This window comes from Halomonas sp. CSM-2, assembly GCF_002119345.1.
Lineage (GTDB): Bacteria > Pseudomonadota > Gammaproteobacteria > Pseudomonadales > Halomonadaceae > Vreelandella > Vreelandella janggokensis.
The window spans coordinates 197,285-211,432 of sequence record NZ_NBYR01000002.1 but is presented as its reverse complement, the minus strand read 5'-3'; the positions used below and the strand labels follow the sequence as shown (position 1 = coordinate 211,432).

Below are 14,148 nucleotides of genomic sequence, written 5' to 3'. Positions count from 1 at the left end.
ACACGGCGGGTTAGTACTCCGGCAGGTCCAGGTCGTCAAATAACGACTGCTCATGACGCGGGCCCGCGGTCAGCGCCTCTTCCACCCGATCACGGGTAAGATGAGGCGCAAAACGGGTTAGAAAATCGTACATATAACCGCGCATGAAGGTGCCACGACGAATACCAATCTTGGTCGTGGAGCTTGCAAAAAGATGCCGTGCGTCCAGCGCCACCAGGTCATCATCCAGGGCCGGGTCGACGGCCATATGGGCCACAATGCCCACGCCCATGCCAAGCCGCACGTAGGTTTTGATCACATCGGCATCTGCCGCCGTGAGTACCACGTTAGGTGTCAGCCCTTTGGCTTTGAACGCATCATCCAACTGGGAACGCCCGGTGAAGCCAAACACATAGGTGACCAGCGGATGCTCCGCCAGCGCTTCCAGTGTCAGCGGCGCATCCAGATGGGCCAGCGGATGGTCTTTGGGTACCAGAACACAGCGGTTCCATCGATAGCAAGGCAGCAGAATAAGATCGGTAAACAGTTCCAGCGACTCGGTGGCAATGGCGAAATCCGCCTGGCCCTCACTGACCATCTGGGCGATTTGCTTGGGTGTGCCCTGCTGCATATGCAGGGCCACATCGGGGTATTTCTGGGTGAAAGCGCTGATAATGGGCGGCAGCGCATAGCGCGCCTGGGTATGAGTGGTGGCAATCGCCAGACTACCGCGCCGTTCGTCGCTGTGCTCCTGGGCCACATGCTTGATGTTCTCGGTCAACCGCAGCACTTGCCCGGCCAGATCAATGATCGACTGACCTGCTGGCGTCACACGGGTCAGGTGCTTGCCACTACGAGCAAAAATCTCGACACCCAGTTCGTCTTCCAACAAGCGAATCTGTTTGGAAATTCCAGGCTGCGAGGTGTAAAGACTTTGCGCGGTGGCCGAAACATTCAAATTGTGCCGATTCACTTCCCAAATGTAGCGAAGCTGCTGCAGTTTCATAGTGTCACCTAACCGGTCAATGCACGGATGATTGCGTTGAAACGACAAGCGCTGCCTTTGCACTTGGCTCACACAACCATTATTAGAATAAAAAAAATCGCTATAATGCCTTTATAGTATAAAAAAACGGCCCTAGCAGCACCTATTACTTTTTACTATTTTATCGATTTCGTGCCGTTCGCATTTGCCACACCCCGTTTCGCCCGCTAACATTTGCCGACTTGGCGCGATGAAATGCGCTATGTAATCGCGTGATGACCGTTGCTCCATTTGAGGCAACGAAACAGCAAGAGCAACGCAAACGGGAGAAGCAAATGGCTACTAATGTTGATGTTACTAACGCCAATTTTGAGCAGGAAGTCCTCAACGCCGAACAGCCAGTCCTACTGAAGTTTTGGGCCCCCTGGTGTGGCCCCTGCAAAGTCATGGCGCCGGTGGTCGATGAAGTCGCCGACGAACAAGGCGAAAACCTCAAGGTGGTCAGCGTGAACGTTGATGACGCCCCCGAGATCGCGGCAGAGCAAGGCGTCCGCGGCGTTCCTACCGTCATGCTGTTTAAAGCCGGCACCAAGGTGGCATCGCTGGTGGGTGCTCAATCGAAATCGCAGCTAACCCAGTTTATTGACCAGAACGCTTGACGTAAAAAAACCGCCGACTACGTCGGCGGTTTTTACGATTCCATTCAGTGACGTCTTAACCAAGGCGGTCGCCGAGCGTCCAGCTTGCTGGATTTTTCCCCTCTTCGACTGCCTGGACCCAATAAATGCGCCATCCATCGCGTTTGCGGGTGGCTGTCCAAGGCTATCTTGAGCGTCATGGTCAAAACGACCGACAGCAACATCCCGGCAACCCCGAATACCCACCCCCATACCACCAGCGATAAAAACGCCACAAAGGTGGAAAGCCCCAGCGCCTGCCCCATGATCCGCGGCTCAACCAAGTTACCCAGCACGAAATTGATTGCCAGGTAAGTGGATGCCAGCAGCAATGCCTCCCAGATCCCTCCATTCTGAGAAACCAGCAGCAATAATACCGGTGGAATCGCGGCTATCGCGGAACCGATATTGGGAATAAAGTTGAGCGCAAAGGCCAGCACCCCCCAAAGCAGCGGAAACTCAACCCCCACCATCAGGCAAGAAAGCCATACCAAAATCCCCGTCGCCAGGCTAATCACCGTCTTTACGGCGAGGTAGCGCTTCAACGTCAAGCTGAATTCGCTGAAACGCTTCAAACTCGGCGCCGGGTTTTCCAAGGCCCGCGACACCTTATCGCGAAAATTCAGCGTTTCGAACATCAAGAAAATAACCAGCAACGCGACAATGCTGCTCTGCATGAACAGATTGCCTAGCTCTCCCAGCAAGGTTTGCATCCAGGACCCTTCACCTTCCATTTCCAGCATCGAGCTTAGCTGATCAGGATCTATCGCCAGGCCGCGCGAGGCCAACGCATTTAATATATCCCAGTAGTGCTCGTAGAGACGCGTTTCAATATCAGGCAGGGCTTGAATGAAGGTACTGAAACTGTTCACCACCAGCAGGCCGATCAGCGATATAAACACCAGCATGAAAATCAAGGTGAGAAACACGGCGAGCCGTAAGCTAAGCCCGCAACGATTCAGCCAATGCACGGGGGATGTGCATACCACCGCGATAAAAATGGCGAGCAGCAGTGGCACCAGCAGATCCGAGCCCATTTTCATGCCCGCCATAATGACCACCAAAGCCGCCATGGCCAGCGTGGCATTCAACGGAATACTGCGGTAACCCTCATCCGATAACTTCGACATACCCCTCCATCCCTAAGCAATATCGCCTTCTAAACCAGAAGACAACGGAATTTAGCACCAAGCGTGCAAACTTCTAGCAACAACTTTCCACCACACCGCTACGGCTGAACTTTCTTTGGCCTACCGCATTCCAAGCAGAGTCTAGTCTTACTCTTTCTCCTCCGCCATGTGCCTAGCGCACACGCAATAATAGGGATGTTACCAATGAAATGTCGCTTACCCTCTAAAACACCACTACGCCAACGCCTCGCCGTCGGCGCACTACTTACCCTGATCAGCATTCCGATGGCCCAGGCAGCCCCAACGCCCCCGAGCTTACATGTACAAGCTCAATCCTTTGTTGAGGTCGCGCCTGACAAAGCCACCCTCAATGCCCGTTTATGGGAAAAGACGCCCGCACTATCAAGCCTTGAAGACACCGACAGCGAGGAATTAACCGCTGCACGGGAGCGTCTTGAACGCCGGGCCAGCGAGCTGATAAACACCATGGAAGATAGCGGCCTTGAGCGCGATGCGATCAGCGCCGGTTCCTTGAATATTTACCCTGAACAGGTATCAGGTCCGCGTGGCGGTAATGGCGAGGGTGAAACGCTGCAACGCACGCGGCTCGAACGCCCGGTTACCGTCGAATTGACGGATATCGACCAGCTTGGTGACGTGCTGGACGCCTTGATGGATGCAGGCGTGAACGCCTTGGACGGCGTGCAATTCGACCTGCAGGACCGTGACGCTGCTACCGACGAAGCGCTGGTCAAGGCACTGGAAAAAGCCCGGCACAAGGCCGAGCGAATGGCCGGAACGCTGGAGACTAACCTCGGTCATGTTCAGCACATTGAAGAAACCCAATCGCCCATTTTTCAACCCCGCATGATGTCCATGCGTGCGGAAGGCAGCGTCAGTGCCGATACCCATGATAGCCCCAGCCGCGAATACCGCCCTGGGACCATCCGCATAGAAGCAGGCGTTAACGTGGAATGGGCGCTTAAAGGGCCAGACGCTCCAGCCCACCCAGATACCGACGTAGCGGCTCAGGAATAACTACCGAGCCATCCGCCTGCTGGTGGTTTTCAAGCACCGCCAGCAGGCAACGCCCAACTGCCAGCCCTGAGCCGTTCAGGGTATGCAACAGTTGGGGCTTTTTCGCCTCCGGATGACGGAAGCGCGCCTGCATACGCCGCGCCTGGAATTCCTCACAGTTGGAAACCGAGGAAATTTCGCGGAAGGTATCCTGACTGGGTAGCCATACTTCCAGGTCGTAGGTCTTCGCCGCCCCGAAACCCATATCGCCGGTACACAGCGTCACCACGCGATACGGCAACTCAAGCGCCTGCAGGATCGCCTCAGCATGGCCGCGCATTTCTTCCAGCGCCTCATAGCTTTTGTCCGGCTCGACAATCTGGACCATCTCGACCTTGTCGAACTGATGCTGGCGGATCATGCCCCGAGTATCGCGCCCGTGTGAGCCCGCCTCAGAACGAAAACACGGCGTATGCGCAGTGAGCTTCATGGGCAGCGCTGCCAGGTCAACGATTTCATCGCGCACAAAGTTGGTCAGCGGCACTTCCGAGGTAGGAATCAGGTGGTATTCACGCTCATCATCCAGGCGGAACAAGTCTTCGCCAAACTTGGGCAACTGGCCGGTGCCCGTTAGCGATGCGCGGTTGACCATGTACGGTACATAGCACTCTTCGTAGCCGTGCTGCTCGGTTTGGGTATCCAGCATGAACTGCGCCAGTGCGCGATGCAGACGCGCCACCGGCCCGCGCATCACTGCAAAGCGTGCGCCGGTGATCTTGGAAGCCAAATCAAAATCGAGATAGCCTGACTGCTTGCCCAGATCAACGTGATCCAGCACCTCGAAATCGAATGTACGAGGCGTGCCCCAACGGTGCAGTTCAACGTTATCGTCTTCGCTTTTGCCTTCCGGCACGCTGTCATGGGGAATATTGGGAATCCCACTGACCACATCGTCCCACTCGGCCTGCACCTCCGCCAGCTGCTGTTTCGCGGCATCCAGGCGCTCGCCCAGGTCACTGACCTCGTCCAGTAGCGGCTGAATATCCTCACCGTTGGCCTTCGCCTTGCCAATTGCCTTGGAGCGGGTATTGCGCTCGTTCTGCAGTTGCTCAGTCTGGGTTTGCAGCTCGCGACGGCGGGACTCCAGCGCCTGAAGTCCTTGTTTATCCAATACAAAGTCCCGGCGTGCCAGTTGTTGCGCCAGCGCATCAAGATCACCGCGCAGCAGTTTCGGATCGAGCATGAGGTATCCCTTGGCCTGAATTCAGTGAACCACGGCGCAAAGCGCCGACAACAAAGGCAACTATTGTAGGCAAAAGCACGGCGGGGGGCTATGGGGTTATCCTGCTGCGCGCAGCACTGCTAACATAAGCGTATCGACCTTGATTAGCCAAGCGAGCTTCAAATGACCTCCGCTTTTGAGCAAACACTCGACGCCATTGATGCGCTTCATGCCCAGGACCCGCGTTCCACCACGCTTGACGATGGCACCACCATGCCTCAGGAGTTGGCTTATGCCCAGCGGATGAGCAAGTGGCTGGAATCTGTTTTTGATGCACCCGGCGAGCTATTGCAACTGGCGGTACGCGCCCAGCACTTGCAGCGCTGGCAGGTCCCCCGCGAAGACTATGATAAAGGACGGGTGGGCTATTTGACCTGGCGGCGCGACCAAGGCAAACGGGCAGGCGAAACTACTGCCAAACTGATGGAGAAAGCCGGTTACAGCGTTGAGGAGGCCAAACGCGTCGCGGCAATGATCGGCAAGCAAGGTCTGGGGCGTGATCCCGAGGTACAGGCGCTGGAAGACTGTGCCTGCCTGGTGTTCCTGGAAAACTACTTCGCCGATTTCTCGCGCAAGGTCGAGCACGATCATATGGTGCGAATCGTACAGATGACCTGGCGTAAAATGTCCCCGCGTGCCCATGAGCTGGCGTTGACGCTGCCCATGTCGCCATCATCGACCGCGCTGGTCAAAGAAGCCCTGGGCGAGGCATAACGCCGCCGCCCTGATGCACCAGCGGCGACGCTGCGGTAAAGTAGCTGTCTTCTCTTTTCCGCTTTCGGCAGTGACGACCTGATCAATTATGATTGCATCTCTGGATTCACGCACCACGCCATTTGAACGCCTGGGCGCCCATTACGTCCGTTTTCTCGAGGCGCTGAAAACGCGTGGCTTTGAAGGCGAGATCGCGCCGGATTACGCCAACCGCACGGTACTGGCGACGGACAACTCGATTTACCAGCGCCTGCCACAGGCGGCGGTCTTCCCCAAGCACGCCGAAGACCTGGAGCGTCTGACCAGACTGGCGGGCGAAGTGCCCCATCGCAATATCGTACTGACCCCACGTGGGGGCGGTACCGGCACAAACGGCCAGTCGCTGACCGACGGCATTGTGGTGGATGTTTCCCGCCACATGAACCAGATTATCGAGATCGACGCGGATAATCGCCGGGTGCGCGTCCAGGCGGGCGTGGTCAAAGACCAGCTCAACGCCGCGCTCAAGCCTCACGGACTGTTTTTCGCGCCGGAGCTCTCAACCTCCAATCGCGCCACCATTGGCGGCATGATATCCACCGACGCCAGCGGCCAGGGCAGCTGCGAGTACGGCAAGACCCGCGACCATGTGCTTGAACTCGACACGGTGCTGCTGGGGGGTAAGCACTTACATAGTCGCCCGCTGAGCGTTGAAGAAGAAACCGCTGAATGCGCGCAAGAAGGCATTCTCAGCCGGATCCACGCCACTGCCGCCAAGATTATCGACCAGCAGCGCGAACTGATCGAGACCACCTTCCCGCCGCTCAACCGTTGTCTGACTGGCTATGACCTGGCCCACCTGCGTGACGATAGCGGCCAGCTCAACCTCAACAGCCTGCTCTGCGGCTCAGAGGGCTCACTGGGCTTTCTGAACGAAGCGGTATTGAACGTTTTGCCGATTCCCAAGCACTCGACGCTAGTGAACGTTCGCTACGCCGGTTTTATGGAGGCCCTGCGTGACGCCAAAGCACTGATGGCGTCAAGCGCTCGCCCCACGTCCATCGAAACCATCGACGACACCGTGCTGCAACTCGCCATGGACGACTTCGTATGGGACAGCGTGGCCGAATTTTTTCCGGCCGGTGACACCGCCATTCGCGGCATTAACCTGGTCGAGTTCAACGACGACGACCCCGATGCGCTGGCCCGGCGGGTTCGCGCGTTCACCGAGCATTTGCGCCATGATGCCACCGTCGAGCGGCTGGGCTACACCCTGGCCGAAGGTCGCGGTCAGATCCAGACCGTCTACGGCATGCGCAAGCGCTCGGTGGGGCTTCTGGGCAACGTTCAGGGCGAAAAGCGCCCGCTGCCGTTTGTGGAAGACACCGCGGTGCCGCCCGAGCACCTGGCCGACTATATTGCCGAATTCCGCGCGGCGCTGGATGCCCGGGGGCTTGACTACGGCATGTTTGGCCACGTGGATGCTGGGGTACTGCACGTTCGTCCGGCGCTGGATATGAAAGACCCGGCTCAGGAAGCGCTGATTCGGGCAATCTCCGATGAAGTGGTCGCGCTCACCCAGAAATACGGGGGGCTTTTATGGGGCGAGCACGGCAAGGGCGTCCGATCGGAATACTCGCCGACATTTTTTGGTGAGCTCTACCCCAGCTTGCAGCGAGTCAAAGCCGCGTTTGACCCTTATAACCAGCTCAACCCCGGCAAGATCGCCTCCCCTGGTGAAGGGGACAAGCTGATCGCCCGGGAGCACGACCCGGAGCTGCTCACCATCGACAGCGTGCCGATGCGCGGCCAGCTCGACCGCACCATCGATGAACGGGCCTGGCAGGCCTACGACGCCGCGGTCTACTGCAACGGCAACGGCGCCTGCTACAACTACGACGTCGACGACCCCATGTGCCCTTCCTGGAAGGCCACCCGCGACCGCCGCCATTCCCCCAAGGGCCGCGCCAGTTTGATCCGTGAGTGGCTACGCCTGCAGTCCAATGCGGGTATCGACGTGGTGGAAGAGTCGCGCAGGAAAAAAGCCGAAAGCAGCTGGGGCTTTATCAAGCACTTCCCACGGCGGGTAGCCAACACGCTGAGCCGCAGGCAGCACCACGACTACTCCCATGAGGTCTATGACGCCATGGCGGGCTGCCTGGCGTGCAAATCCTGCGCCGGGCAGTGCCCAGTCAAAGTCAACGTACCGCAGTTCCGCTCGCAGTTTCTGGAGGTCTACCACGGTCGTTACCTGCGCCCGCTGCGGGACTATGTCATCGGCGGCACCGAGTTCATGTTGCCGACCTTTGCCAGAGCCGCCCCGCTGTACAACGCCATCATGGGCCAGCACTGGGTCGAGCAGTTGATGCGCAAAGGCGTAGGCATCAGCGACTCCCCGGCGCTGTCCCGGGCCAACCTGAAAAAGAAGCTGCGCGCCTGGGGGGTGGCCGAGGCCACACCGACCTCGCTTGCGCTGCTCACCGAACAGCAGCGCGCCAACAGCGTGATCATCGTGCAGGACGCGTTCACCAGCCACTTTGAAGCCAAGCTGGTGATGGATATCGTCGAACTGCTGTCGCGGCTCAACCTGCGGGTGTTCGTCATGCCGTTTTCCGCCAACGGCAAGCCGCTGCACGTCCAGGGTTTCCTGGGAGCGTTCGAACGCACGGCGCGGAAACAGGCCGAGCGGCTGCGTACGCTGGCGCACTTTGACATCCCCCTGGTGGGCATCGACCCGGCGATGACCCTCACCTACCGCCAGGAGTACGTCAAATCGCTGGGCAGCGCGGCGGTGCCCGAGGTGCTGATGCTCCAGGAGTGGCTGGCCACCCGCCTCAACACCCTGCCTAGCCGCCCGGTGGAACTGAGCGACCCCAGCTTCAAACTGCTTTCCCACTGCACCGAAAGCACCAATGCGCCGGGCTCCCCCAAGGCATGGCAGCAGGTATTCGCCGCCTTCGGGCTGGAGCTTGAACTGGTCAGTACCGGCTGCTGTGGCATGTCCGGCACCTACGGCCATGAAACCCGCAACGTGGCGACCTCTAAGGTCATCTACGCGCAGTCCTGGCAGCCGCAGGTGGAAGCCGAAGAGAATGCGGGCAAGCTACTGGCGACAGGCTACTCCTGTCGCAGCCAGGTGAAGCGTTACTCAAGCCAGGTGCTGCCTCACCCGCTGCAGGCGCTATTGAGCGCGCTCAAGCGCGGATAACGTTGATACCACCAACGCCAACCGACCGTTTGATTCTGGCATGCTGGGCGCAATCCTAGAGCCGGGGAATCATCTTGCGACGATTGTTGACTATCGCTCGCGCCCTTCGGGCGTGCGCCACGACACTGGCCCTGCTGATGGGTGGCATCGGCGTGGCCGCCGCACAGGACGCCCGAGTCGAAACCCAGCGGGTTGAAGACACCCCGCGTATCGAGACGCTGCGTCTGACCGGTAGCGTTTCCGCCCCGCGCACCTCGCAGCTTTCCAGCGCCGAAGCGGGCCAAGTCGCGTCCCTTGACGTCGCCCTCGGCGACCGGGTCAGCCAGGGTGAACGGCTGATGGCACTGGATAGCCGTGAAGCCGAGCTGGAGCGCCAGCGCGCCCAGGCCAATATCGATCAGGCCCGCGCTGATCGCGACGATGCCCGTCAGCGCCTCAACGAAGCCAACCAGCTCTCCGCACAACAAAATATTGCGGTCAGCGAACAGCGCCGGCGGCAAAACACGCTGGCAGCGGCCGAGGCCCTTCTAGACGCCCGGCAGACCGAATACGCGCTCTGGGAGCTACGCGTGGCCCGCCACACCATCACCGCGCCCTTCGATGCGCTGATCACCCAGCGCGACAGCGAGCTGGGTGAATGGGTCACGCCCGGGGACACCCTGATGACGCTGGTCGACATTGACGCCTTGAGACTGGACTTCCCTGTGCCTTTCTCGGCCTATGGCCGCATGGATGACGCCACTCTCGAGATCCGGCTGGAAGGCGATACCCGATGGTACGCCGCCCGCCCCCAGGCACGGGTACCCCAGGACGCCACCAGCCGCCAGTTCCTATTGCGCGCCGAGCCTGCTGAAGCCCTCAGCCTGCTGCCCGGCATGGCGCTCGAAGGGCGGCTGTTGCTTGAAGGCGAGACAGGCCCAAGCGTCCCCCGCGATGCCTTGATCCGCCGCCCGGACGGCAGCGTGAGCGTATGGCTGGCCCGCCAGGAAGACGACGCATGGCGCGCCTATGAACAACGCGTGGAGATCGGCAGCGGCCACGAAGGCAACGTTGCGGTGCTGGACGGTATCGAGGCGGGCGATCGCGTCATTGTGGTCGGCAACGAACGCCTGGAAGAGGGGCAGACCTTGTCCCTTATCGACGACGATTAACAAGGAGCGCCCTCGCGCATGTTTGCCGCCATCATCCGTCACGGCATTTTGGTCAGTGTCGTCACCCTGATTCTGCTGATCGTGGGCATTGCCGCCATCTGGCGGATTCCCGTGCAAATGATTCCCGACCTGGAAACCCGGGTGATTGGCGTTGAAACCCAGTGGGCCGGTGCCAACCCGCAGGATATCGAAAAGGATATCCTCATCGAGCAGGAAGAGTATTTACGCAACGTCCCCAACCTGCAGCGTATGGAATCCACCGCCAGCAGCGGCAGCGCCGAGGTTGAGCTGGAATTTCCGTTTGGCGTTGACCTCACCGAAACGCTCATTCGGGTCAACAACGCCCTGAGCCAGGTGCCCTCCTACCCCACCAACGTTGACCAGCCGCGCATCGTCGCCAACTCGTTTTCGGCCAATGCGTTCATGTACTTCAACGTCGGCCCCCGCGAAGGCAATCCGCGCGATCTGGACATGCCAGCCATGCGCGACTATCTGGAAGATAACGTGCGCCCGCGCATGGAAAGCGTTAGCGGCGTGTCGGAGGTCACCGTCTCCGGCGGCGCCGAACGGCAGATGCAACTACTGCTCGACCCCGACGCCCTCGCCGCCCGCGACATCAGCATCAGTGATATCCAGAACGCATTGCGGGAACGCAACCAGGACGTCTCCGGTGGCCAACTGGAAAGTGGCAAACGCCGCTATCTGCTGCGCACCGTCGGGCGTTTCGAGGATGTCGAGAGCCTGGAAGCGTTGATCCTTGACCGCCAGGGCGATGAGGTAACACGGCTTGGCGACGTTGCCGAGGTGCAGCAGTCCTACGCCGAGCTGACCTCGCGCTCTTACAACTCGACTGGTGAGCCAGTTTTGAGCGTTCAGGTGCGTCGCGAGCCGGGGGCCAACGTCATCGACATCAAGCGCGCCATGCTGGACGAGGTGAAGGCTCTGAATGAAGGCCTGCTGGCCGAACAGGGCATGCAGATGATCCTATCCAGCGACGACGTTCGCTACGTGGAGTCCTCGATTGCCAACGTCTGGGTCAACCTGGGCCTGGGGGCGCTGTTTGCCACTCTGGTGATGTACGCCTTCCTGCGCTCGGCCCGGGCCACCTTCGCCGGCATCATCGGCATTCCCATCTGTACCATTGCGGCATTTCTCGGCCTTCTGCTTGCCGGGCGCACCCTGAACGTAATTTCCCTGGCCGGGGTGGCCTTTGCTATCGGCATGACCATCGACAACACCATTGTCGTGCTCGAAAGTATCGAGACCCAACGGCGGCGCGGGCTGGCCCGTTTCCAGGCGGCGCTTGAAGGCGTCAAGCAGGTCTGGTCGGCAGTGCTCGCCTCGACGCTGACCACGATTCTGGTGTTTGTGCCGATTTTCTTTATCGAGCAGGAAGCCGGCCAGCTGTATTCCGATATTGCCGTGGCGATCTCCACTTCGATCCTGGTCTCGATGGTGGTCGCCATTACCGTCATCCCCACGCTCGGCGCGCATATCGATTTCCGGGGCCGCGATAACGGCAATGGCACTCGCCCGCGCTGGATGAGCGCCTGCCTGTGGGTGGTCGACCGCATGATCAAAAGCACGGCGCGGCGCACGGCGGCCGTGGTGTTGGGCATCGTTGGCGGTGTGGCGATTTTTGTCGGGCTGACGCCGCCTGCGGAATACCTGCCCGAGGGCGAGGAAGCCAAGACCTTCGCCAGCATGAACGCCCCGGCAAGCTACAACCTCGCCACCATGGACGCCATCGCCCAGGACCTGCAGCGGGAACTCGAACCCCACGTCGGCGCCGACCCTGAGGACTTTGAACGCGGCGTCACCGACGTGCCCCCCATCCGCACCATGGGCATCCAGGCCGAAGCGCAGAGCCTGCGCATCATTGCCGAAACCATCGACCCCAATCATATCGAGGCGCTGATGGACGCCCTCACCACACGCTACGAGGCCTACCCGGATATGCGCGCCTTTGCCGCGCGCGGCTCGATCATCTCGAGTAACGACGGCGGCACGCGCAGCATCACGCTGGATATTGCCGGTAATGACCTGGAAACCCTCTACGCAACGGCCAATCGTATTTACGAACGCGCCCAGGCGACCTTCGACAACCCGCGTATTCAATCCCGCCCCTCGGCGCTGGATCTGGGCCAGCCGTTGATCGAGATTTATCCGGACTGGGAGCGCGCCGCCGAGCTGGGCTTTGATACCGAGGCTCTGGGCACCGCGATTGCCGTGCTGACCAACGGGTCGTACCTGGACGATTTTTACCTAGGCGATGAGAAGATTGATCTTTACGGCTATGGCCCGGAGGCCGGCGATATCGACCTCGACCGCTTGGCCAGCCTGCCCTTGCATACGCCTGCCGGCTTCAACGTACCGCTGAACGACGTCGCCGATATCGAAGAAACCGTTGGCACCGCCACCCTACGCCGGGTTGATGGCCGGCGCAGCGTGACCCTGAATGTGATCCCACCGCGCAGCGTGGCGCTGGAAGCGGGTATCGAACGGATGCAGCGCGAAGTGATCGAGCCCATGCGCGATCAGGGCGAGCTACCTGGCGGTATCGATATCACGGTAAGCGGTGCGGGCGACCAGCTCGATGCCACCCGCCAGTCTCTCACCGGCAACGGCTTGATTGCCCTGGCGATCGTGTATTTATTGCTGGTGGCGATTTTTGCCCACTGGGGCTATCCGCTGCTGATTCTGGCGACCATCCCCCTCGGCGCCGCCGGAGGGATTGTCGGTCTGTGGCTGATGAACAGCGTGGGCGCGATGCTGCCGCGTATCGGCTTGAACGCCATCAGCCAGCCTTTCGACATGATCACCATGCTGGGCTTTTTGATCCTCATGGGCACTGTGGTCAACAACCCGATACTGGTCGTCCATCAGGCACGCATCAACCTGCGCGAGACGACCATGGACGGACGCGATGCGGTATACAGCGCCGTGGAGAGCCGCCTGCGGCCCATTGCCATGACCACCTTGACCACGCTGTGCGGGCTATCGCCGCTGGTGTTTTTACCCGGCGAGGGCACCGAGCTGTATCGCGGCGTCGGCGCCATCGTGCTGTTCGGGCTGCTGGGCACCGCCATCGTCACCGTCACCTTTCTACCGGCGCTTACCGTGGCGGTACTTAGCCGGCGGACTAAGCGACAGCCGGATTAGAAAAACAGCTGCTTGAGGGCTGCACCCGGGTCGGCTTCACGCATGAAGACCTCACCCACCAGGAAGCCGTTAATTTCGTGGTCACGCATTAGTTCCACGTCGTCACGGGTGTGGATTCCCGATTCCGTTATCACCGTGACTCCCTCTGGAATACTGGGCAGCAACTCCAGCGTGGTGTTCAAACTGGTCTCGAAGGTGTGCAGGTTGCGGTTGTTGATGCCGATCAGCTTGAGATCCAGCGCCATGGCCCGTGACAGCTCGTTGGCATCGTGGACCTCTACCAGCACGTCCATGCCCAGGGCGATGGCTTGCTGGTTCAGGTCACGAAGCTGGGCGTCGTCCAGCGCGGCGACAATCAGCAGAATACAGTCAGCCCCGATCGCCCGCGCCTCGGACACCTGATAGCCGTGGGTAATGAAATCCTTGCGAATCACCGGCAGCGAACAGGCATCACGCGCGGCGATCAAGTAATCTTCGTGGCCCTGGAAAAAATCCGCATCGGTGAGAACGGACAGACACGCCGCGCCGCCCTGGGCATAGCTTTTGGCGATATCCGCCGGGTGGAACTCCTCACGAATCACCCCCCTGGAAGGCGAGGCCTTTTTAACTTCGGCGATGATAGCGGCATCCCCGGCGGCGATGCGAGTATTAAGCGCATCGGTAAATCCCCTGGGCGCGCTCTGCTTTTCACCCAGCGCCAGCAGGTCGGCTTCCGAAACGGCCTGGCGGCGCTCGGCCACTTCCTGGTCCTTGCGGTCCAGAATGCGCGTTAAAATAGTCGGCGTTGCCTGTTGAGTCATGGTGATCTCTTCTTGTTTAAAACTAACCTTCATTAAAACTATTTTTTTAAAATTAATCTTTATT

Annotated in this window: 10 protein-coding genes; 6 read left to right on the top strand and 4 right to left on the bottom strand. The window is 59.8% G+C overall.

Annotation, left to right across the window (positions count from 1 at the left end):
- Window positions 1-10: 10 nt before the first annotated feature.
- Window positions 11-985: an HTH-type transcriptional regulator CysB gene (gene cysB, locus B7L15_RS02475; protein ID WP_085917463.1), complete on the bottom strand. Its 975-nt coding sequence runs from the start codon at window positions 983-985 to the stop codon at window positions 11-13.
- Window positions 986-1,239: 254 nt separating this feature from the next.
- On the opposite strand from cysB, the gene trxA reads away from it, so the two are divergent.
- Window positions 1,240-1,623: a thioredoxin gene (trxA, locus tag B7L15_RS02470; protein WP_139839338.1), complete on the top strand. Its 384-nt coding sequence runs from the start codon at window positions 1,240-1,242 to the stop codon at window positions 1,621-1,623.
- Between the two features lie 44 nt (window positions 1,624-1,667).
- Here the strand turns inward: trxA and B7L15_RS02465 are convergent, their stop codons facing one another.
- Window positions 1,668-2,771 (bottom strand): AI-2E family transporter, encoded by a 1,104-nt coding sequence (locus B7L15_RS02465; protein ID WP_085917462.1) that lies wholly within the window; start codon window positions 2,769-2,771, stop codon window positions 1,668-1,670.
- A gap of 204 nt (window positions 2,772-2,975) precedes the next feature.
- Here B7L15_RS02465 and B7L15_RS02460 point away from each other — a divergent pair, with 204 nt between their 5' ends.
- A complete protein-coding gene (locus B7L15_RS02460; protein WP_085917461.1) occupies window positions 2,976-3,809 on the top strand; it encodes an SIMPL domain-containing protein in 834 nt (277 codons plus the stop codon).
- Here B7L15_RS02460 and serS read toward each other — a convergent pair.
- The gene (gene serS / locus B7L15_RS02455) at window positions 3,754-5,031 is read right to left on the bottom strand and encodes a serine--tRNA ligase (protein ID WP_085917460.1); all 1,278 of its coding nucleotides are present in this window, start codon (window positions 5,029-5,031) and stop codon (window positions 3,754-3,756) included. The genes B7L15_RS02460 and serS overlap by 56 nt on opposite strands.
- Before the next feature lie 162 nt (window positions 5,032-5,193).
- Between serS and B7L15_RS02450 the strand changes: the two genes are divergently transcribed.
- The 4 genes from B7L15_RS02450 to B7L15_RS02435 all read left to right on the top strand — a co-directional run bounded on the left by B7L15_RS02450 (window position 5,194) and on the right by B7L15_RS02435 (window position 13,284).
- Window positions 5,194-5,784, top strand: coding sequence for a DUF4202 domain-containing protein (locus tag B7L15_RS02450; RefSeq protein WP_085917459.1), 591 nt, complete (start codon window positions 5,194-5,196; stop codon window positions 5,782-5,784).
- A gap of 88 nt (window positions 5,785-5,872) precedes the next feature.
- Window positions 5,873-8,971, top strand: a complete 3,099-nt coding sequence (ydiJ, locus tag B7L15_RS02445; protein ID WP_085917458.1) for a D-2-hydroxyglutarate dehydrogenase YdiJ — start codon at window positions 5,873-5,875, stop codon at window positions 8,969-8,971.
- A 74-nt stretch (window positions 8,972-9,045) separates the two neighbouring features.
- A complete protein-coding gene (locus B7L15_RS02440) occupies window positions 9,046-10,122 on the top strand; it encodes an efflux RND transporter periplasmic adaptor subunit (RefSeq protein WP_254902834.1) in 1,077 nt (358 codons plus the stop codon).
- An 18-nt stretch (window positions 10,123-10,140) separates the two neighbouring features.
- Window positions 10,141-13,284 carry an efflux RND transporter permease subunit gene (locus B7L15_RS02435; protein ID WP_085917456.1) on the top strand — a complete coding sequence of 1,048 codons (3,144 nt, stop codon included), beginning with the start codon at window positions 10,141-10,143 and terminating at the stop codon, window positions 13,282-13,284.
- Here the strand turns inward: B7L15_RS02435 and trpC are convergent.
- Complete coding sequence (gene trpC, locus B7L15_RS02430) at window positions 13,281-14,084, bottom strand: indole-3-glycerol phosphate synthase TrpC (protein WP_085917525.1); 804 nt, start codon at window positions 14,082-14,084, stop codon at window positions 13,281-13,283. The two genes, B7L15_RS02435 and trpC, sit on opposite strands and share 4 nt — an antisense overlap.
- Window positions 14,085-14,148 lie beyond the last annotated feature (64 nt).

Excerpts from the sequence above, each read along its gene's own strand:
- trpC (WP_085917525.1), bottom strand. The coding sequence starts at position 14,084 with ATGACTCAACAGGCAACGCCGACTATTTTAACGCGCATTCTGGACCGC.
- ydiJ (WP_085917458.1), top strand. The coding sequence starts at position 5,873 with ATGATTGCATCTCTGGATTCACGCACCACGCCATTTGAACGCCTGGGC.
- trxA (WP_139839338.1), top strand. The coding sequence starts at position 1,240 with ATGACCGTTGCTCCATTTGAGGCAACGAAACAGCAAGAGCAACGCAAA.
- cysB (WP_085917463.1), bottom strand. The coding sequence starts at position 985 with ATGAAACTGCAGCAGCTTCGCTACATTTGGGAAGTGAATCGGCACAAT.
- B7L15_RS02465 (WP_085917462.1), bottom strand. The coding sequence starts at position 2,771 with ATGTCGAAGTTATCGGATGAGGGTTACCGCAGTATTCCGTTGAATGCC.
- serS (WP_085917460.1), bottom strand. The coding sequence starts at position 5,031 with ATGCTCGATCCGAAACTGCTGCGCGGTGATCTTGATGCGCTGGCGCAA.
- B7L15_RS02460 (WP_085917461.1), top strand. The coding sequence starts at position 2,976 with ATGAAATGTCGCTTACCCTCTAAAACACCACTACGCCAACGCCTCGCC.
- B7L15_RS02435 (WP_085917456.1), top strand. The coding sequence starts at position 10,141 with ATGTTTGCCGCCATCATCCGTCACGGCATTTTGGTCAGTGTCGTCACC.
- B7L15_RS02450 (WP_085917459.1), top strand. The coding sequence starts at position 5,194 with ATGACCTCCGCTTTTGAGCAAACACTCGACGCCATTGATGCGCTTCAT.